Source organism: Arthrobacter sp. MA-N2 (assembly GCF_000517125.1).
GTDB classification, from domain to species: Bacteria; Actinomycetota; Actinomycetes; order Actinomycetales; family Micrococcaceae; genus Arthrobacter; species Arthrobacter methylotrophus.
In genome coordinates this window covers 586,022-606,575 of the sequence record NZ_KI912155.1, presented here as the reverse complement: position 1 = coordinate 606,575, position 20,554 = coordinate 586,022, and the positions used below count along the sequence as shown (strand labels likewise).

General features: G+C 61.8%; 16 protein-coding genes and 1 tRNA gene. 14 read left to right on the top strand and 3 right to left on the bottom strand.

What is annotated here, in order from left to right; all coding sequences use genetic code 11:
- The first annotated feature begins 121 nt into the window (after positions 1-121).
- Both A3M3_RS0103190 and A3M3_RS0103185 read left to right on the top strand, forming a co-directional pair.
- Positions 122-1,462, top strand: coding sequence for an ATP-binding protein (locus A3M3_RS0103190; RefSeq protein WP_028265124.1), 1,341 nt, complete (start codon positions 122-124; stop codon positions 1,460-1,462).
- Positions 1,462-2,148 carry a LuxR C-terminal-related transcriptional regulator gene (locus A3M3_RS0103185; protein ID WP_197023295.1) on the top strand — a complete coding sequence of 229 codons (687 nt, stop codon included), beginning with the start codon at positions 1,462-1,464 and terminating at the stop codon, positions 2,146-2,148. Before A3M3_RS0103190 ends, A3M3_RS0103185 begins: the two co-directional genes overlap by 1 nt.
- Positions 2,149-2,231: 83 nt before the next feature.
- Here the strand turns inward: A3M3_RS0103185 and A3M3_RS0103180 are convergent, their stop codons facing one another.
- A complete protein-coding gene (locus tag A3M3_RS0103180; RefSeq protein ID WP_197023105.1) occupies positions 2,232-3,461 on the bottom strand; it encodes a pyridoxal phosphate-dependent aminotransferase in 1,230 nt (409 codons plus the stop codon).
- Positions 3,462-3,800: 339 nt separating this feature from the next.
- On the opposite strand from A3M3_RS0103180, the gene A3M3_RS0103175 reads away from it, so the two are divergent.
- From A3M3_RS0103175 to rplL, 8 genes are all read left to right on the top strand, one after another.
- A tRNA-Trp gene (locus A3M3_RS0103175) sits at positions 3,801-3,873 on the top strand.
- Between the two features lie 82 nt (positions 3,874-3,955).
- Positions 3,956-4,237 (top strand): preprotein translocase subunit SecE, encoded by a 282-nt coding sequence (gene secE / locus A3M3_RS0103170; RefSeq protein ID WP_028265121.1) that lies wholly within the window; start codon positions 3,956-3,958, stop codon positions 4,235-4,237.
- A gap of 113 nt (positions 4,238-4,350) precedes the next feature.
- Entirely contained in the window at positions 4,351-5,202 is an 852-nt protein-coding gene (nusG, locus tag A3M3_RS0103165; RefSeq protein WP_028265120.1) for a transcription termination/antitermination protein NusG, read from the top strand.
- A gap of 129 nt (positions 5,203-5,331) precedes the next feature.
- Positions 5,332-5,760 carry a 50S ribosomal protein L11 gene (rplK, locus tag A3M3_RS0103160; protein ID WP_028265119.1) on the top strand — a complete coding sequence of 143 codons (429 nt, stop codon included), beginning with the start codon at positions 5,332-5,334 and terminating at the stop codon, positions 5,758-5,760.
- A 220-nt stretch (positions 5,761-5,980) separates the two neighbouring features.
- The gene (rplA, locus tag A3M3_RS0103155) at positions 5,981-6,688 is read left to right on the top strand and encodes a 50S ribosomal protein L1 (protein WP_028265118.1); all 708 of its coding nucleotides are present in this window, start codon (positions 5,981-5,983) and stop codon (positions 6,686-6,688) included.
- 249 nt (positions 6,689-6,937) lie between these two features.
- Positions 6,938-8,089, top strand: coding sequence for a GNAT family N-acetyltransferase (locus A3M3_RS0103150; RefSeq protein WP_442853094.1), 1,152 nt, complete (start codon positions 6,938-6,940; stop codon positions 8,087-8,089).
- 302 nt (positions 8,090-8,391) lie between these two features.
- On the top strand, positions 8,392-8,997 hold the full coding sequence (rplJ, locus tag A3M3_RS0103145) for a 50S ribosomal protein L10 (RefSeq protein ID WP_028265116.1): 606 nt from the start codon (positions 8,392-8,394) through the stop codon (positions 8,995-8,997).
- Positions 8,998-9,072: 75 nt separating this feature from the next.
- Positions 9,073-9,450, top strand: coding sequence for a 50S ribosomal protein L7/L12 (gene rplL, locus A3M3_RS0103140; protein WP_028265115.1), 378 nt, complete (start codon positions 9,073-9,075; stop codon positions 9,448-9,450).
- A 132-nt stretch (positions 9,451-9,582) separates the two neighbouring features.
- Here the strand turns inward: rplL and A3M3_RS0103135 are convergent, their stop codons facing one another.
- Both A3M3_RS0103135 and A3M3_RS0103130 read right to left on the bottom strand, forming a co-directional pair.
- Positions 9,583-10,050 carry an aminoacyl-tRNA deacylase gene (locus A3M3_RS0103135; RefSeq protein ID WP_028265114.1) on the bottom strand — a complete coding sequence of 156 codons (468 nt, stop codon included), beginning with the start codon at positions 10,048-10,050 and terminating at the stop codon, positions 9,583-9,585.
- Between the two features lie 40 nt (positions 10,051-10,090).
- On the bottom strand, positions 10,091-11,302 hold the full coding sequence (locus tag A3M3_RS0103130) for an acetyl-CoA C-acetyltransferase (protein WP_028265113.1): 1,212 nt from the start codon (positions 11,300-11,302) through the stop codon (positions 10,091-10,093).
- Positions 11,303-11,714: 412 nt separating this feature from the next.
- Between A3M3_RS0103130 and rpoB the strand changes: the two genes are divergently transcribed.
- From rpoB to rpsG, 4 genes are all read left to right on the top strand, one after another.
- Positions 11,715-15,221, top strand: coding sequence for a DNA-directed RNA polymerase subunit beta (gene rpoB / locus A3M3_RS0103125; RefSeq protein ID WP_028265112.1), 3,507 nt, complete (start codon positions 11,715-11,717; stop codon positions 15,219-15,221).
- A gap of 103 nt (positions 15,222-15,324) precedes the next feature.
- On the top strand, positions 15,325-19,224 hold the full coding sequence (locus tag A3M3_RS0103120) for a DNA-directed RNA polymerase subunit beta' (protein ID WP_028265111.1): 3,900 nt from the start codon (positions 15,325-15,327) through the stop codon (positions 19,222-19,224).
- Between the two features lie 451 nt (positions 19,225-19,675).
- On the top strand, positions 19,676-20,050 hold the full coding sequence (rpsL, locus tag A3M3_RS0103115) for a 30S ribosomal protein S12 (protein ID WP_009358312.1): 375 nt from the start codon (positions 19,676-19,678) through the stop codon (positions 20,048-20,050).
- A 1-nt stretch (position 20,051) separates the two neighbouring features.
- Positions 20,052-20,522, top strand: coding sequence for a 30S ribosomal protein S7 (gene rpsG, locus A3M3_RS0103110; protein WP_003803829.1), 471 nt, complete (start codon positions 20,052-20,054; stop codon positions 20,520-20,522).
- Positions 20,523-20,554: the final 32 nt, after the last annotated feature.

The window sequence follows — 20,554 nt, the reverse complement described above, 5'->3', positions numbered from 1 at the left end:
GATCTTGCCGCCTGGCGACGTGCTCCCTCTATTGGGGGATACCCTGAACGTTCCCTGAGTGCCCCCCTGAGATGCTCTTCTTCCAGCGCCGAAGGCCCCTGATACGTGTTTGGATGGATTCATGACAACCGCCACGCAACGCCCGGCACTGGTCCGCAGCAGCGACCGGATGATTGCGGGCGTCTGCAGCGGCCTGGCCGATCACCTTGGCTGGCCCGTGAAGTACATCCGGCTCGGCATGGTCCTTGCCTCGTTCGCCGGGGGCGCAGGCCTGGCCCTCTACGCCTGGCTCTGGGTCATGGTACCCACTGTCGACGAAAGTGCCCGCCGCAATAGCCGCCGGCCGACGTCGCCCATTGCTCCTTCGGTGAGCATCCCCCCATACGGTGGCCGTGCGCCGGGTGCCGGTCCGGCGCCGCAACCGTTGGCCACCCCCGCTCCCGTCTTCGCCTCGTGGTTCAGGACGCGGCGCATCCAGTACTGGAAGGAGTTCCTCTTGGGAGCCGGCCTCCTCTTGGTGGCCGCAATCCTTATCGCCCGGCAGTTCGGCGTCGATGTCCCTCTCGGCACTCTGATCCCGGCGGCAGCCATTCTCGGTGGGGCCGCGATCGCCTGGATGCAGCTGGACGAGTCGCGCCGGGCCGGATTGGTGGACAAGACCAAAGCGGACCAAGCCGGTGGCTGGGTCCGCCTCGCCGCAGGCCTGGCCCTGGTGGTTGCTGGCGTGTTGGTCATGGTGTCCGGGTCCGGCTCGTGGGAGCAGACATGGCTCGCGCTGTTGGCTTCGATTGCCGTGTTGGGTGGCGTCGCCTTGGTGTTGCTGCCGTGGGGCTTGAAATTCTGGAAAGACCTTGAAACCGAGCGCGCAGCGCGTGTTCGCGAGACTGAGCGGGCGGAGATTGCTGCCCATCTGCACGACTCTGTGCTGCAGACGCTTGCCTTGATCCAGCGCCGGGCAGGCTCCGAACAGGACGTGGTCCGCCTCGCCCGGGCTCAGGAGCGCGAACTGCGTACGTGGTTGTACCGGGATGCCGCCAAGGATGCAGGACTCTTGGCTGAGCGGATCGCGGCGGCCGCAGCCGAAGTGGAGGACGCCCACGGACACCCTGTCGACGTTGTCAGCGTGGGAGACGCCGCCATGACGGACCGGCACGAAGCGCTGGTCCTGGCGGCCCGTGAGGCCATGCACAATGCTGCCCGGCACGGCGGCGGAGCCGTGTCGGTCTATCTCGAGAGCTCGGATGCCGGTAGCGAAGTCTTTGTCAGGGACCGCGGACCAGGCTTCGACCCGGACGCCGTCCCGGAGGACAGGCTCGGAGTCAAGGAATCAATCATCGGACGGATGAAGCGCCACGGCGGCACTGCGGTCATCAACAGCAGCTCCGAGGGCACTGAGGTCCACCTCAAACTGCCCGCCGAGAACGCGGACAAAGCAGAGAACCGAAACGGAGAAACCAGATGATGAGTGGCCCCGCGGAGCACATTCAGCCAGAACCCGCACAGAGGACCGTCCGGGTGGTGATCGTGGACGACCACGCCATCTTCCGTTCCGGCCTCAAGGCCGATCTCGATTCGAGAATCGACGTGGTGGGCGAAGCCGGAACGGTGGAGCAAGCCATTGCCGTGATTTCCGAGGTACGTCCGGAAGTGGTGTTGCTTGACGTTCATTTGCCCGGCGGCCTTGGCGGTGGCGGTCGGGAAGTCATCGGTGCATGCTCTCAGTTGATCGGGAGCACGAGCTTCCTGGCATTGAGCGTTTCAGATGCCGCCGAGGACGTCGTGGCCGTCATCCGGGCCGGGGCCCGTGGCTATGTCACGAAGACCATTTCCGGCCCCGAAATCTCCGACGCCGTGATCCGGGTAGCCGACGGTGACGCCGTTTTCTCGCCGCGGCTGGCGGGTTTCGTCCTGGACGCGTTCGGGACCTCCCCGGCGGAGATCGCCGACGACGAACTCGACCGCCTCTCCGCGCGGGAACTGGAAGTCATGCGCCTCATCGCCCGTGGCTACAGCTACAAGGAGGTGGCCAAGGAACTGTTCATCTCGATCAAGACCGTGGAAACCCATGTCTCCGCGGTTCTCCGCAAACTGCAGCTCTCCAGCCGCCACGAATTGACAAGATGGGCTGCCGAGCGCCGCCTCCTCTGACGCTCTCTCACCTATGGTGCCTTAAACCCAAACGCACGCTCACCTACATCCCAAGGTGAGCGTGCGTTTGCGCAGTCGAAAGGCTACTTGGCCCGGCCCAGGAATTCCTGGAGGCGCCGGACACCTTCGGCGAGGTCTTCGTCGCCCAAAGCGTAGGAGAGGCGCAAGTAACCCGAGGGGCCGAAGGCCTCGCCCGGAACTACGGCAACCTCCACTTCGTCGAGGATCAGCGAGGCAAGCTCGGCCGACGTCGATGGGCGGACCGGGCCGTTCGACGTCGGGAATTCCTTGCCCAGCAGCGCGCGGACGTCCGCGTACACGTAGAAGGCGCCGGTCGGCGTCGGGCACTTCACGCCCTCGATCGCGTTCAGTCCGGCAACAATCGCCTTGCGGCGGCGGTCGAAGGCGACCTTCATCTCGTCGACGGCGGTCAGCGGCCCGGACACTGCTGCCAGGGCTGCGATCTGCATGATGTTGGAGACGTTGGAGGTCGAGTGCGACTGGAGATTGGTGGCGGCCTTGATGACGTCAACCGGGCCGATCATCCATCCGACGCGCCATCCTGTCATGGCGTAGGTCTTGGCGACACCGTTGAGGATGACCACCTTGTCCCCGAGCTCGGGGGCGGCAGTGGCAATCGAGGTGAAAGGTACGCCGTCGTACGTGAGGTGCTCATAGATTTCGTCGGTGACAACCCAGAGGCCCTTCGCTGCCGCCCACTTTCCGATCTCTGCTACCTGTTCGGCGCTGTAGACGGCGCCGGTCGGGTTGGACGGGGAAACGAAAAGCAGGATCTTGGACCTGTCCGTGACGGCGGCCTCGAGCTGCTCGACCGTGACCAGGTAACCCTGCTCCGGGCCGGCGAAGACCTCGACAGGGACGCCTCCGGCCAAGCGGATTGCCTCGGGGTAGGTGGTCCAGAACGGCGTGGGGATAATGACTTCATCGCCCGGGTCAATCAGGGTGGCGAAGGTGTTGTAGACCGCTTGCTTGCCGCCATTGGTCACCAGGACCTGGGAAGCGTCGACCTTGTAGCCGGAGTCGCGGAACGTCTTCTCCGCGATGGCTTGCCTCAGTTCCGGCAGGCCCGCTGCCGGGGAGTAGCGGTGGTACTTCGGCTGAGGGGCGGCCTCGACGGCGGCCTTGACGATATAGTCCGGTGTCGGGAAGTCGGGCTCCCCGGCGCCGAAACCAATCACGGGGCGACCCGCCGCCTTGAGGGCCTTTGCCTTGGCGTCAACGGCAAGGGTGGCGGATTCGGCGATGGCGGAAATTCGCTGTGAAATGCGGGCGGCAGGTATTCCGGCAGACATTTAAAGCACCGTTCTTCGCGGGCAGCTCAGGAGCTGGATGATGGGATTCGACGGAATCTACTTTATGCTGTTCTGCGGAGCTATCGGGCTAAGCTCGGGAAAGTGACAGTGCAGGTTGATCAAGCAGGCTGATCAAACGAAGCGCTGATCACACGAGCGGGCCGGCCCGAACACTCCGGAATGAGCCGGTTCGACTATCGCGACGTTGTTGCGTAGACTGGTTCACCGGTGTTGAAAAACATCACAATGGTTCGCGCCCCAGACTGGGTTCGGAGAATCCTGTTGCCAGGGATTTCTCGGGTTCTACGGTGCGTGGCCAAAAATGTGGATTCGTTCCATAGGGTAGTGGCGCAATTGGTAGCGCAGCGGTCTCCAAAACCGCAGGTTGCAGGTTCGAGTCCTGTCTGCCCTGCGCAAGCTGTTCCGGAATAATCGTCGGAACAAGCGCAGCAACCATGGCTCTGATCAGAGTCGGGTCAACGACGTTTGCATAGATGAGTGAGGATCAGGTGACCGAAACAGCTGCGAGCAGCTCGAAGGGCCGCCCTGCCAAGAAGTCCGATTCCGGCTTCTTCGCTCGAATTGCACTTTTTGTTCGCCAGGTAATTGGCGAGCTCAAGAAGGTTGTTGCGCCCACCCGTAAGGAACTGGTCAATTACACGGTCGTGGTGCTGGTGTTCGTGGCAATCATGATGCTCGTCGTCACCATCCTGGACCTGGCTTTCGGTACGGGAATCAAATGGGTCTTCGGCGCTACTGGTAGCACGAACCACTAAGCGGATCGCTCCGTAAACCGCGTGAAATCCCCGGAAATCAAGGGATTTTGCAGGGTTTGCGGAATTGAGCCATTTAAATAGGCATGTTAGGCAATGAGGAAGCAGGAGACCAAGTGTCTGAGCAGGAGCTCGAGGTAACTGAGACTGAGCTGGATGGGTCCGCTGAAAGCACGGCGCACGCCACGGCTGACGCCGTGGAAGGGTCCGAGGTCGATTCTGCTGCGCCCGAAACTGCCGACGACGCCGACGGTGAGTCTGTCGAATCCGACGAGGCAGAGTCCGACGACGCCGAGTCTGCCGACGGTGAGTCCGACGAGGCCGAGTCCGCTGACGCGCTGGCTGCCGCTGCCGCCGTAGCGCCCGCCGACCCCGCTGAGGAGTTCAAGGCCAAGCTTCGCCGCCAGGAGGGTGACTGGTACGTCATCCACTCCTACGCCGGCTACGAAAACCGCGTCAAGGCCAACCTTGAGACCCGCATCCAGACCCTGGACATGGAAGATTACATCTTCGAAATCCAGGTGCCCATGGAGGAAGTGGTTGAGATCAAGAACGCCCAGCGCAAGATCATCAACCGCGTGCGGATTCCGGGTTACGTTCTAGTCCGCATGGACCTCACCGACGCGTCTTGGGGCGCCGTCCGCCACACTCCTGGTGTTACCGGCTTCGTGGGCAATGCCCACAACCCGGTCCCGTTGCGCCTCGACGAGGTCTTCTCCATGCTGGCACCGATCTTCGAAGAGCAGCAGGCCGAGAAGGGCAAACCGGTCAACAAGCAGCACCAGACGCCGGTGGACGTCGACTTCGAAGTCGGAGAGTCCGTCATTGTCAAGGAAGGTCCGTTCGAGACCCTCCCCGCCACGATCTCCGAGATCAAGGTCGAATCCCAGACCCTTGTGGTCCTCGTGTCGATCTTCGAACGCGAAACCCCGGTTACGCTCGCATTCAACCAGGTCACCAAAATCTAGTTGTTCCCAGAATTTCGCTCCGCGGCTGCCCGCTTAGCAGCAACGGAGCGGTCGGTCGCCTTGCCATGGCGGCCACAAACCTGAGGCACGCTCCTGTGTCCTAGGAAGTTATTGAGAGAAGGACCTACATTGGCTCCCAAGAAGAAGGTCACCGGCCTCATCAAGCTGCAGATCCAGGCAGGTGCCGCCAACCCGGCCCCGCCGATCGGTCCTGCGCTTGGCCAGCACGGTGTCAACATCATGGAATTCTGCAAGGCGTACAACGCTGCAACGGAAGCCCAGCGCGGAAACGTTATCCCGGTTGAAATCACGGTTTACGAAGACCGTTCCTTCACCTTCATCACCAAGACCCCGCCGGCTGCAGAGCTCATCAAGAAGGCTGCAGGCGTTGCCAAGGGTTCGGCCACGCCGCACACCGTCAAGGTTGCCAAGCTGACCCAGGCCCAGGTCAACGAGATTGCCACCACCAAGATGGAAGACCTCAACGCCACGAGCCTCGAGGGTGCTGCCAAGATCATTGCTGGCACCGCACGCTCCATGGGTATCACTGTCGAATAGTCGAGGAATGAACGGACGGTGAGGGCTGAGGAATGAAGCACTCGCCGGAAGTGAGTCCCGGAGACTTTCGACAATCAGATACAGTCGAGGGCTAACCACCTCCCGCCGGGAAACCGGCACCATTGAATTATTGAGATGTTGGGAATCCACGCCGGATCTCCAACTGTGGCAGGGCCCAGCGCGGTCCGCAGACCACAACTGCACAAGGAGAATAAGCAGCATGGCAAAGCGCAGCAAAGCATATGAGGCAGCCGCAGCCAAGATCGAGGCAGACAAGTTCTACGCCCCGTTCGAGGCCATCAAGCTCGCCAAGGACACCAACCCGTCCAAGTTCGACGCAACCGTTGAGGTCGCTTTCCGTTTGGGCGTTGACCCGCGTAAGGCCGACCAGATGGTGCGCGGCACCGTCAACCTGCCGCACGGTACCGGCAAGACTGCCCGCGTCTTGGTTTTCGCTACGGGTGACAAGGCCGAAGCAGCAATCGCTGCAGGCGCCGATTTCGTTGGTTCCGATGACCTGATCGAAAAGATCGCAGCGGGCTGGACCGACTTCGACGCCGCCGTGGCAACCCCTGACCTCATGGGCAAGGTCGGCCGCCTCGGTAAGGTCCTCGGCCCGCGTAACCTCATGCCGAACCCGAAGACCGGCACCGTGACCGCAGACGTCACCAAGGCTGTCAACGACATCAAGGGTGGCAAGATCGACTTCCGCGTCGACAAGCACTCGAACCTGCACTTCATCATCGGCAAGGTTTCCTTCGACGAGCTGAAGCTGGCCGAAAACTACGCAGCCGCCTTGGAAGAGGTGCTTCGTTTGAAGCCGTCCGCTTCCAAGGGCCGTTACATCCAGAAGGCTACGGTCGCCACCACGTTCGGCCCGGGCATCTCCGTTGACCCGAACGTCACCAAGGTTCTCACCGAGGCGTAAGCCTCAGGGCGCATCGACTCTGAAAGGACCGTCCGGCATGTGCCGGGCGGTCCTTTCGTGTATCTGCGCCACTGTGGCAGGCAGGTACCTATCGTGGCTCGCCGGCGCTGATTAGGCTGGGGCATGACGTGCCGATGAGCATGGACACTCCGGCAGTCGAGCGCGTCATGACTTTAACGCCGAGGAAAACGAACATATGCTGGCCCTCAACGTACAGCTCGGCTTCCGAGCGGTGGGATGAGACGGCCAATGGCAAAAGAGGATCAAATGACGAGCACCGTGGAGATCGGCCAACTCTGGATCCCGGATTCCCTCGACGCCGCTGACGCGAAGGACTTTCTGGCAGCCGTGGAAGTCAGTCGCAAGGTCCGGATGCAGATCTGGGGCAGCGATGATCTCGCTTACACGCCGTTGGAAAAATTGCTCGAACTCGCAGATCCCTACGAACGCCAGGTCATTCTTGTGGCTCGGGTTGACGGCCGCATTGTCGGTACCGTCGATATCGCGCTGCCTCTTGCCGACAACATGGACCTGGCGGAATTCACCCTCGACATTCTTCCCGAGTTTCAGCGCAGGGGTATCGGGCGCCAACTTCTGGAAGCCGCCGAACACTTCGCCAAGAGCGAGGGCCGGACGATGATCATGGTGGACACCAACCACCCTGCCGCGTCCCTGCACGGCGGTGCCGAGGGACAGCTAGTGCCGGGCAGCGGCCTTGGGTTCGTCCCCCTCGCCAGTCGCGAGGTGGACTTTGCCCGGCGTACGGGATACACCCTCCAGCACATCGAGCAGTTCAGTTCCTGTGCTCTCCCGCTTGATTCGAAACTCGTCGCCGAGCTGGAGGCCGAAGCGGAAGACGCGAACGCCGGCCGCTACCGGGTCCACCACTGGACCGACCGATGCCCGCAACAGTGGCTTGAAGCCGTGGCAGCACTGGAAAACGCCGCCGGGGAAGTTGTGACCGAGGACAACGGGACGACGAACGCCGAGCAGCAGCAGTTAGTGTTCGACGCCGGTGTGTTGCGTCAGGCGGAAGAAGCCGCCGTCGCGCAGGGGCGCCGAACGGTGGTCACCGCCGTCGAGCATATTGCCAGCGGGCGCATCGTTGGACTCACCACCATCGGCGTCCTCGCGCAGCGCCAGGATGTCGTCTTCCAGGACGACACGATCGTCCTGCAGGAGCACCGGGGAAACAAGCTCGGACTCCTCATCAAGGTTGCCAATATGCAGCGACTCAGCGAGCAGTTCCCCGATGCCCGGGTGATCTACACCTGGAATGCCCCGGAAAACCGGTATTTGCTCACGGTGAATAAGCAATTGGGATTCACCACGGCCGGAGTGACGGGGCTGTGGCAGAAGGAGCTTCCGGACATGGGCCCGAAGGTTACTTCCTCCGAGTGAGGCCGCGCGATTTGGCGATGCACTTCCGCGTCCCGTAAGCTTGAACTACCAAAGACCGTCGGTTGATGGGAATCCACTCTTCCGGGCTCAGCTCAACTCTGCAGCTGCGCGCGGAAGATCAAAGTGGGTTCCTTGACGAAGGACCCTGACAAAGGGCGGCCGGCGCAGGTGAACGAAGCAAGTCTCCACGATCGTTGGATCGTGTCGAGCCAAGCCCCGTGCATCTGCGCGGGGCGTTTTTTAGTTGTAGCTCTTTTGAGTGGGGACCCGGAAAACCGGCTTTATTCCCCGGAAGGAGGGTTATGGCAACGCCTAGCAAGATCTCCGCAGTAGCTGAGATCACCAACGATTTCAAGGAATCGAACGCCGCTGTCCTGACCGAATACCGCGGGCTCTCTGTCGCACAGCTCAAGGAGCTGCGTGTTTCTCTCGGCCTGGACACCAAGTTCTCGGTCGTCAAGAACACCCTGACCGCCATTGCAGCCAAGGAAGCTGGTGTCGAAGCATTCGACGGTCAGCTCGCCGGCCCTACTGCAATTGCATTCATCAAGGGTGACGCGGTTGCTGCCGCCAAGAGCCTGACGGACTTTGCCAAGGCCCACAAGCAGCTGGTCATCAAGACCGGTTACTTCGAAGGCAAGGCACTGAACGCAGCAGAGGTTGCCGCGCTGGCAGCCCTCGAGTCCCGTGAGCTGCAGCTCGCCAAGGTCGCAGGCATCCTCAAGGCACCTGCTGCCGCTGCTGCACGCATCATTGACGCTCTGCGCCTCAAGCTTGAAGAAGAGGGCGGCGCTGTAGCACCGGCCGCTGAAGAAACACCGGCTGCCGAAGAGGCTCCCGCCGAGGCTGCTGCAGAAGAGGCTGCCGCTCCGGCTGAAGCCGCTGAAGCAGCAACCGAAGAGAACTAAGTTCTCACCCATCAAACTGCGGTGCAGTAACGGATTATGTTCGTCGCGGCACCACCTAAAGGAAGGACGCCAAACATGGCGAAGCTCAGCAACGAAGAGCTCATTGAAGCTTTCAAGGAACTGACCATCATCGAGCTCTCCGAGTTCGTCAAGCTCTTCGAAGAGACCTTCGAAGTTACTGCTGCTGCTGTTGCAGTTGCAGGCCCGGCTGCGGGCGGCGCTGGCGAAGAGGTCGAAGAGAAGACTGAATTTGATGTCATCCTCGAAGGTGCCGGCGAGAAGAAGATCGCAGTGATCAAGGAAGTTCGCGCCATCACCTCCCTCGGCCTCAAGGAAGCCAAGGACCTGGTTGACAGCGCACCGAAGGCTGTCCTCGAAGGTGCAACCAAGGAAGCAGCAGAGAAGGCCAAGGAGCAGCTCGAAGCTGCTGGCGCCTCGGTTACTGTCAAGTAATTCGCGTTTTCCGGTAATTCACTTTACCCGGGAAGCCCCGTCCGGATTCGTCCGGGCGGGGCTTCCCGCATTTAACCCAACTGACTCGCAGTTGTTGTCGTTTTAACGCCTCAGAACGACATCTATTGCGAGTCAGATGGGGTCACTGATGTCGGCAACGACCGCATGCAGGGCGGCAGTCAACTCATCAGCCTCCACGAAGGCGCTGAATCCGTGTTCGCCCGCACCAATGGAAATCCTGCGTCCGGTGATGCTGGCATCCGCATAGACCGGCCACGGCTTTGAACTTCCCAAGGGGGTGATGGTGCCGCGCTCATAGCCGGTGGCCTCGAGCGCGGTATCGGCAGGCGGCATGGACAGCTTGTTGACGCCGAGGAGGGTGCGCAGCTTCGGCCAGGAAATCTGCCGGTCTCCGGGGATCAGAGCAAACAGGAAAGTTCCGTCCCGATGCTTGACCACCAAGGACTTCACAATGTCCGACGGCGTGATCCCCATAATGCAGGCAGCTTCCTCGAGGCTGCGTGCCGGTGCCCGCTTGACGAGATGGACTTCAAGCCCACGGGCGGCCGCGTCAGCGAGGAATCGCTCAGTGCCCCGCATTCACACCTCAATTCTGGCCGTAGCCATGCAGCCGTCGAATCTAGTCGCGGTAGAGGAGCAGTGCCTCGCCTTGGCCGCCACCACCACACAGGGCGACCGCCGCTTTGCCCTTCCCGCGCCGCTTCAGCTCGTGGGCTGCATGGAGGGCGAGCCGCGCTCCCGAAGCGCCGATCGGATGTCCAATCGCAATTGCTCCGCCGTGGATATTGCACTTCTCCAAGGGATAGTCCAAGTCCTTCAAGGACTGCACCGCAACCGAACCGAAGGCTTCGTTGATTTCGATGAAGTCCAGATCGGCTGTTGTCCACCCTGCACGGTCCAAAGCGTGGCGGATGGCGTTGGACGGCTGCGAGTGCAGGCTGTTGTCAGGACCGGCTACCTGCCCTGGCTTACCAAGTACGGCAAGGTACTCAAGGCCGTTCTCCTCGGCAAAACGGCGGCTCGTGAGCACCAGTGCGGAGGCGCCGTCGGACAGGGGTGAGGAGTTGCCTGCCGTGATGGTTCCGTCAGTGGCAAAAGCGCCCTTCAAAGGTGCCAAGGTTTCGAGCGTGGTCTGGGGACGGATGCCTTCGTCGCTCTTCAGCACCAAGGGTTCTCCTTTGCGCTGCTTGACACTGATAGGTGCGATCTCGGCGTCGAACACTCCTTGTTCGGCGGCCGCGGCCGCGCGCTGGTGCGAAGCGGCTGCCACTTCGTCCTGGGAACGGCGGTCGATGCCCAACGAGAGGTTCTTGATCTCCGTGGACAGGCCCATCGACTGCCCGTCAAAGGCGTCGGTGAGACCGTCGTGGGCCGCGACGTCGAGGGCTTGAATCGCCCCGTAGCTCCAGCCTTGCCGGGAGCCTGGGAGCAAGTGGGGTGCGCGGCTCATCGATTCCTGACCACCGGCGACTACGACGGCGGCGTCCCCGCTGCGGATCATTCGAGCCGCATCGATCACGGCTGTCAGCCCGGAGAGGCAGACCTTGTTGATGGTCACCGCCGGGATGTTCCAGCCGATGCCGGCGGCGATGGCGCTTTGCCGGGCCGGGTTCTGGCCAGCACCCGCCTGCAGGACCTGGCCCATGATCACTGCATCCACTTTGTCAGCGCTGATTCCGCTCGCCGCGATGGCACCTGATATGGCGTGTGAACCGAGCTCGACGGCGGTGAGCCCAGCTAGTTGACCGTTCAACCGTCCCTGTGGGGTGCGGATGGCGGAAAGGATGACAACGTCGTTGTTGTTGTCCCTTTTTTCTGAAGGGGTGCTCATTTTCTCTCTTCCGATCAAGGATGGTGAGCCAAGGCTACCGTGGGGCTTATCACCTCTCCATTCAACAGTTGAGACCGGGACAACATTCCGTTCCGGGGGGAGTATAGGTGCTGGTCCGGATTGGTGCCCGCGGCAACGGTGCTTGCATTCGGGCGGGATGTGGGGTAGACAGGTGGGTTGATTTGCCGTAGTGTGGATATTTGCGTCTTCCCTGTTAACCTTCAGCCTTCATATAGCGGTGGGCTTTACCTCTCAGCTGCGTCATCGACGTGCCGTTTAGAACGAGCATCGTCTTGGCCGGCCGGGGTCCCGGGTCATATAGCGGAACCGGAAAGGTACACTGCGGATTCAATCTGCAGGGTGCAAGCGGGGGAGAACTGAAAACGCCTGAAGGTCTGTGGAAGGATCCCTCTTGGTCGCCTCGAGCACCTCTAATAACGAAACCGCTAATACGGCAAGCACCGATGGTGCAACTCGCCGGCTCTCATTCGCAAAGATTCACGAACCGCTGGACGTTCCAAATCTGCTCGCACTGCAGACAGACAGCTTTGATTGGCTGGTCGGAAACGAACGCTGGCAGGCGCGGGTAGCGAAGGCTGTCGAGGAAGGCGACCTGAGCGTCGCCACCACTTCTGGTCTTGCCGACATCTTCGAAGAGATCTCCCCTATCGAGGACTTCCAGGGCACTATGTCCCTGAGCTTCTCCGAGCCGGAGTTCGCTGATCCGAAGTACACCATGGCCGAATGCAAGGACCGTGACGCCACTTACTCGGCACCGCTGTATGTCAAGGCCGAGTTCATGAACAACAACACGGGTGAGATCAAGCAGCAGACCGTGTTCATGGGCGATTTCCCTCTCATGACCGAGAAGGGAACGTTCGTTGTCAACGGCACCGAGCGTGTCGTCGTCTCCCAGCTGGTCCGTTCGCCGGGCGCCTACTTTGAGCGCACCGCCGACAAGACCAGTGACAAGGACATCTTCACGGCAAAGATCATCCCGTCCCGCGGTGCATGGTTCGAGCTCGAGATCGACAAGCGCGACCAGGTCGGCGTCCGCCTCGACCGGAAGCGCAAGCAGTCCGTCACGGTTCTGCTGAAGGCCCTTGGTTGGACCGAAGGCCAGATCCTTGAAGAGTTCGGCCAGTACGACTCCATGCGCGCAACGCTGGAGAAGGACGCCACAGAAACCCGCGAAGATGCCCTCCTGGACATCTACCGCAAGCTGCGTCCGGGCGAGCCGCCCACAGTCGAGGCTGCCCAGTCCCTGCTGGACAACCTGTACTTCAACGCCAAGCGCTACGATCTGGCCAAGGTTGGCCGTTACAAGATCAACCGCAAGCTCGGCATCGACCGCTCCCTTGGCGACAAGGAAGCTTCGGTCCTGCACGTTGAAGACATCGTTGCCATGATCAAGTTCCTCGTCGCGCTTCACGCCGGCGAGAAAACCCTCATGGGCAAGCGGGACGGCGAAGACCACGAGCTCCGCGTCGAGATCGACGACATCGACCACTTCGGCAACCGCCGCATCCGCGCCGTCGGCGAACTGATCGAAAACCAGGTCCGCACCGGCCTGTCGCGTATGGAACGCGTTGTCCGCGAACGCATGACCACGCAGGACGTCGAAGCGATCACGCCGCAGACCCTGATCAACATCCGCCCTGTCGTGGCAGCCATCAAGGAGTTCTTCGGAACGTCCCAGCTGTCGCAGTTCATGGACCAGAACAACCCGTTGTCGGGTCTGACCCACAAGCGCCGCCTGTCGGCCCTTGGCCCGGGTGGTCTGTCCCGTGACCGCGCAGGCATGGAAGTTCGAGACGTCCACCCGTCTCACTACGGACGTATGTGCCCCATCGAAACTCCTGAAGGCCCGAACATTGGTCTGATCGGTTCGTTGGCTTCCTACGGCCGCATCAACCCGTTCGGTTTCATCGAGACTCCGTACCGCCTGGTTTCCGAGGGTGTCGTTTCCGATGAGGTCCAGTACCTCACCGCCGACGACGAAGCAGAGGTTCTGATTGCACAGGCCAACGCTCCTTTGGACGCAGACAAGAAGTTTGCGGAAGAGACCGTGCTTGTCCGTGCCCGTGGTGGTGGAGGCGAGCCCGTGCTGGTTCCGGCCGGCGAAGTTCAGTTCATGGACGTCTCCCCGCGCCAGATGGTGTCCGTTGCTACCGCGTTGATTCCGTTCCTCGAGCATGACGATGCAAACCGCGCACTCATGGGTGCCAACATGCAGCGCCAGGCCGTGCCGCTGGTCCGTTCCGAAGCCCCGTTCGTGGGTACCGGCATGGAACGCGCAGCCGCCGTCGACGCCGGTGACGTTGTCATCGCGAAGAAGGCCGGTGTGGTCAACGAAGTTTCCGCTGACCTCGTCACCATGCTTAACGACGACGGCACGGAAACCAGCTACCGCATCAACAAGTTCGCCCGTTCCAACCAGGGCAACTGCTACAACCACCGTGTTCTCGTCAACGAAGGCCAGCGCCTCGAAGTCGGCGGCATCATCGCCGACGGCCCGGCAACGGACCAGGGTGAACTCGCCCTCGGCAAGAACCTCCTCGTGGCATTCATGTCGTGGGAAGGCCACAACTTCGAGGACGCCATCATCCTGTCGCAGCGCATCGTCGCTGAGGACGTCCTTTCCTCCATCCACATCGAGGAGCACGAGATCGATGCCCGCGACACCAAGCTTGGTGCCGAGGAAATCACCCGTGACATCCCCAACGTGTCCGAGGAAGTCCTCGCAGGACTGGACGAACGCGGCATCATCCACATCGGTGCCGAGGTTGAAGCCGGCGACATCCTGGTAGGTAAAGTCACCCCGAAGGGTGAAACCGAACTGACCCCGGAAGAGCGCCTGCTCCGTGCGATCTTCGGCGAGAAGTCCCGCGAAGTGCGTGACACCTCCCTGAAGGTTCCCCACGGCGAGTCCGGCACGGTCATCGGCGTGCGCGTCTTCGATCGCGACAACGACGACGAGCTGCCCCCTGGCGTCAACCAGCTGGTCCGCGTCTACGTTGCTGCCAAGCGCAAGATCACCGACGGCGACAAGCTCGCCGGCCGCCACGGCAACAAGGGCGTCATCTCCAAGATCTTGCCGATCGAAGACATGCCGTTCCTCGCAGACGGTACCCCCGTGGACATCGTCCTGAACCCCTTGGGTGTTCCGGGCCGAATGAACGTCGGCCAGGTGCTGGAAACGCACCTCGGTTGGGTTGCCAAGACTGGTTGGAAGATCGAAGGCGAGCCGGAGTGGGTCAAGAACCTCCCGAACCTGCCTCGTGAAACCGGCCAGACGACGGTGGCCACGCCGGTGTTCGACGGTGCACGTGAAGAGGAAATCACAGGTCTGCTGGATTCCACCAACGTGACCCGCGACGGCGACCGCCTGATCGGCTCCTCCGGCAAGACGCGTCTGTTTGACGGCCGTTCCGGCGAGCCGTTCCCGGACCCGATCTCCGTGGGCTACATGTACATCCTGAAGCTCCACCACCTGGTGGACGACAAGATCCACGCTCGCTCCACCGGCCCGTACTCCATGATCACGCAGCAGCCGCTGGGTGGTAAGGCACAGTTCGGTGGCCAGCGCTTCGGTGAAATGGAAGTGTGGGCGCTCGAAGCATACGGCGCTGCCTACACCCTCCAGGAACTGCTCACGATCAAGTCGGATGATATCCACGGCCGCGTGAAGGTTTACGAAGCCATCGTCAAGGGCGAGAACATCCCCGAGCCTGGCGTTCCGGAATCCTTCAAGGTCTTGATCAAGGAAATGCAGTCGCTGTGCCTGAATGTGGAAGTCCTTTCCACGGACGGTACGACGATCGAAATGCGTGACTCTGATGACGCAGTCTTTACGGCTGCGGAAGAACTGGGCATTGATCTGTCTCGCGCAGAGCCCAGCTCCGTAGAAGAGGTCTAAACAGCGCTTTTGGCTGGCGGCGCGAGCCGCCAGCCAAGGCAGCTGCCTCTTTCCGCAAACCCAAGACTTCAGAATTTAGAGAACAAGAGAGAACAGGGACCATATGTCCAGCGAATCCTCCTTCGGCCTCATGCAGATCGGCCTCGCCACCGCGGAAGACATCCGCGGCTGGTCTTACGGTGAGGTCAAGAAGCCGGAAACCATCAACTACCGTACGCTCAAGCCCGAGAAGGACGGCCTCTTCTGCGAGAAGATCTTCGGCCCGTCCCGGGACTGGGAATGCTACTGCGGCAAGTACAAGCGCGTGCGCTTCAAGGGCATCATCTGCGAGCGTTGTGGCGTTGAAGTCACTCGCGCCAAGGTGCGCCGCGAGCGCATGGGCCACATCGAGCTGGCCGCTCCCGTCACGCACATCTGGTACTTCAAGGGTGTTCCCTCCCGCTTGGGTTACCTCCTTGACCTGGCGCCGAAGGACCTTGAAAAGGTCATCTACTTCGCCGCCTACATGATCACCAGCGTCGACACCGAGAGCCGTCACGCGGAACTGCCGAACCTTCAGGTGGAGCACGACCTCGAGAAGAAGCAGCTCGTCGACAACCGCGACAGCGACATCGCCACTATTGCCCGCGACCTCGAGGACGAGCTTGCCCGTCTCGAAGGTGAAGGCGCCAAGGCTGCCGATAAGAAGAAGGCCCGCGACTCCGCGGACCGTCAGATGGCCAACGTCCGCAAGCGTGCGGATGCTGAGATTGAGCGCCTGGAGCAGGTCTGGGACCGCTTCAAGAACCTCAAGGTCGCCGACCTCGAAGGTGACGAAGGACTGTACCGCGAGCTGCGCGACCGCTATGGCATGTACTTCGAAGGCTCCATGGGTGCCGAAGCCATCAAGAAGCGTCTTGAGAACTTCGACATGCAGGCAGAGTCGGAGTCCTTGCGCGACACCATCCAGAACGGCAAAGGCCAGCGCAAGACCCGTGCCCTCAAGCGCCTCAAGGTGGTCAACGCGTTCTTGACCACCACCAACAGCCCGCTCGGCATGGTGCTGGACGCCGTCCCGGTGATCCCGCCGGAACTGCGCCCGATGGTCCAGCTGGACGGTGGCCGCTTCGCGACCTCCGACCTTAACGACCTCTACCGTCGCGTGATCAACCGCAACAACCGACTCAAGCGACTGCTTGACCTCGGTGCTCCGGAGATCATCGTCAACAACGAGAAGCGCATGCTTCAGGAAGCTGTTGACAGCCTCTTCGACAACGGCCGTCGTGGCCGCCCCGTCACGGGCCCGGGCAACCGTCCGCTGAAGTCCTTGAGCGACATGCTCAAGGGCAAGCAAGGCCGTTTCCGCCAGAACCTCCTCGGCAAGCGCGTCGACTACTCCGGCCGTTCGGTCATCGTCGTCGGCCCGCAGCTGAAGCTGCACCAGTGTGGTCTGCCCAAGCAGATGGCGCTGGAGCTCTTCAAGCCGTTCGTGATGAAGCGACTGGTGGACCTCAACCACGCGCAGAACATCAAGTCGGCAAAGCGCATGGTCGAGCGTTACCGCCCGCAGGTCTGGGACGTGCTGGAAGAGATCATCACCGAACACCCGGTGCTGCTCAACCGTGCACCTACCCTGCACCGCCTGGGCATCCAGGCGTTCGAGCCGCAGCTTGTTGAAGGCAAGGCCATCCAGCTTCACCCGCTGGTTTGTGGCGCCTTCAACGCCGACTTCGACGGCGACCAGATGGCAGTCCACCTGCCGCTGAGCCCCGAAGCCCAGGCTGAAGCCCGGATCCTGATGCTCTCCTCCAACAACATCTTGAAGCCGTCTGATGGCCGTCCGGTGACCCTGCCTTCGCAGGACATGATCATCGGTCTGTACCACCTGACCACCAAGCGTGTTGGATCCGCCGGCGAAGGCCGGATCTTCTCCTCGGTTGCGGAAGCCATCATGGCTTACGACGCCCGGGAGCTGCACTTGAACTCCCAGGTCAAGATCCGTCTTGAGGGCTTTGTTCCTTACGCCGGCTGGGAAGCTCCGGAAGGCTGGGAGCCGGGTCAGACCGCACTGGTCCAGACCTCCCTCGGCCAGGTTCTCTTCAACGAGACCCTTCCGGAGGACTACCCGTGGGTTGAGGCTGTTGCCGACAAGGGCGAGCTTTCCAGGATCGTCAACGACCTGGCAGAGCGCTACCCGAAGGTTGTCACCGCCGCAACGCTGGACAACCTGAAGGACGCCGGTTTCTACTGGGCCACCCGCTCGGGCGTCACCGTGGCAATCTCCGATATCGAGGTGCCTACCTCCAAGCCCGCCATCCTGGCTGGTTACGAGACCATGGCTGCCAAGATCCAGGGCCAGTACGACAAGGGCCTGATCGACGACGACGAGCGTCGCCAGGAACTGATCGAGATCTGGAACAAGGCCACGAACGAGATCGCCCAGGCGATGCGCGACAGCCTGTCCCCGATGAACACCATCAACCGCATGGTGTCCTCCGGTGCACGTGGTAACTGGATGCAGGTCCGCCAGATCGCGGGTATCCGTGGTCTTGTGGCCAACCCGAAGGGTGAAATCATCCCGCGTCCGATCAAGTCCTCGTACCGCGAGGGCCTGTCGGTGCTGGAATACTTCATCGCCACCCACGGTGCCCGTAAGGGCCTGGCCGACACCGCCCTGCGTACAGCCAACTCGGGTTACTTGACCCGTCGTCTGGTGGACGTTTCGCAGGACGTCATCGTCCGTGAAGAGGACTGTGGCACCGAGCGTGGTCTCATGACCGCAATCGCCGTGCCGGACTCCAACGGTGAGCTGGTCCTTGACGAGAACGTCGAGAACAGCGCCTACGCACGTACCCTCGCCGTCGACGTCGTCGACTCCAAGGGTGCCGTGCTGGCAGCTGCCGGCACCGACTGCGGCGACGTCGTCATTGCCGAGCTGCTCGCAGCGGGCATCACCGAGGTCAAGGTCCGTTCCGTGCTCACGTGTGAGTCGAAGGTCGGCACTTGTGCGCTTTGCTACGGCCGTTCGCTGGCCACCGGCAAGACCGTGGACATCGGAGAGGCCGTCGGTATCATCGCCGCACAGTCCATCGGTGAACCCGGTACGCAGCTGACCATGCGTACGTTCCACACCGGTGGTGCTGTTTCCGCCAGCGGTGGCGACGACATCACCCAGGGTCTGCCCCGTATCCAGGAGCTCTTCGAAGCCCGTACTCCGAAGGGTGTCGCACCGATTGCTGAGGCAGCCGGCCGCATCGCCATCGAAGAGTCCGAGCGCCAGATGCGCCTCATCATCACCCCGGACGATGGCTCGGAGGAGATCGCCTACCCGGTGCTCCGCCGTTCCCGCCTCCTCATTGAGGATGGCGAGCACGTGAGCGTCGGCCAGAAGCTGATCAACGGTCCTGTGGACCCGAAGCAGGTTCTGCGCATCATGGGTCCGCGTGCCGCCCAGAAGTTCCTGGTGGACGAGGTCCAGGGCGTTTACCGCAGCCAGGGCATTGGCATCCACGACAAGCACGTGGAAGTCATCGTCCGTCAGATGCTGCGCCGCGTGACCGTCATCGAATCCGGCGACTCCGAGCTGCTTCCGGGCGAGCTCGCTGAGCGCAGCCGCTTCGAAGACGAGAACCGTCGCGTGGTGTCCGAGGGCCGTACCCCGGCTTCCGGTCGCCCGGAACTCATGGGTATCACCAAGGCATCTCTGGCAACCGAGTCCTGGCTGTCGGCTGCTTCCTTCCAGGAGACCACCCGCGTCCTGACGCAGGCTGCCATGGAAGGCAAGAGCGATCCGCTGCTCGGCCTCAAGGAGAACGTCATCATCGGTAAGCTCATCCCGGCCGGTACGGGTCTTCCCCGTTACACCGAGGTCACCGTGGAGCCGACTGAAGAAGCGAAGGCAAGCCTGTTCACGGGCCCCAGCGCCTTCACCGACTTCTCGTACGACGCCCTGGGCGGCGACGGAGCTCCCGAGTTCCACGCCATCCCGTTGGATGACTACGATCTCGGCAACGACTTCCGCTAAGAACGGGCACGGCGGGCCCTTTCGTGTCGCGTTCCGCGCCACGTAGGGACCCTGCCGCCCTGCCCTTAGTATTCAAGTCAAGGTAGGACCCCGCACTCGATGAGTGCGGGGTCCTTCCCGTTTGGTGCCCGACGACGGCGGAAGGGGGCCGCCGTCGTCGTTCGACCCCATACACCCGATTAAGCCCTCCGATCAAGCCATGCTAGAATTTGTGTAATTGTTCTGTGTGGCAGTGGATGAAGGCCGCCGCGGCATCATTTTGGTTTTGTTCTCATGATGTTGGGTGGAGCCTGTTTCCGGGTTGCGGGCTACGTGCGCAACGAATGCCGCACTTTTGCACGCCCTTCGGGTCCTCGGGCCCAGGCCGCAGGGACAACGCCAAAGCTCTCACGTAAACCCAGGCTGACGCCCGGGCGTGGGGGCAGAGATCAAACCAACGGAGAACACGAAAGTGCCTACGATTAACCAGCTGGTCCGCAAGGGCCGCACGCCTAAGGTCTCCAAGACCAAGGCTCCCGCGCTTAAGGGCAGCCCGATGCGCCGCGGTGTTTGCACCCGCGTTTACACGACCACCCCGAAGAAGCCGAACTCGGCTCTGCGTAAGGTTGCACGTGTGCGCCTCAACGGTGGCGTTGAAGTTACCGCCTACATCCCCGGTGTTGGCCACAACCTTCAGGAGCACTCCATCGTGCTCGTCCGTGGTGGTCGCGTGAAGGACCTTCCCGGTGTCCGTTACAAGATCGTCCGTGGTGCCCTCGATACCCAGGGTGTCAAGAACCGCAAGCAGGCCCGCAGCCGCTACGGCGCAAAGATGGAGAAGAAGTAATATGCCTCGCAAGGGTCCGGCCCCGAAGCGGCCGCTAGTTTCCGATCCCGTTTACGGTTCCCCGTTGGTCACCCAGCTGATCAACAAGGTTCTGGTCGACGGCAAGAAGTCCACCGCAGAGCGCATCGTTTACGGTGCCCTCGAAGGTGCACGCGCCAAGTCCGGTGGCGACCCCGTCGCCGCCCTCAAGAAGGCCATGGATAACGTCAAGCCTTCCCTTGAGGTTCGCTCCCGCCGTGTCGGTGGCGCTACCTATCAGGTTCCCGTTGAGGTCAAGCCGGGCCGCTCCACCGCCCTCGCCCTCCGCTGGCTCGTTGGCTACTCCAAGGCACGCCGCGAGAAGACGATGACCGAGCGCCTCCAGAACGAAATCCTGGATGCGTCCAACGGTCTCGGTGCCGCTGTGAAGCGTCGCGAAGACACCCACAAGATGGCCGAGTCGAACAAGGCCTTCGCACACTACCGCTGGTAAAACTTCCCGGACGCCGCCGGCTCTTTGAGCTG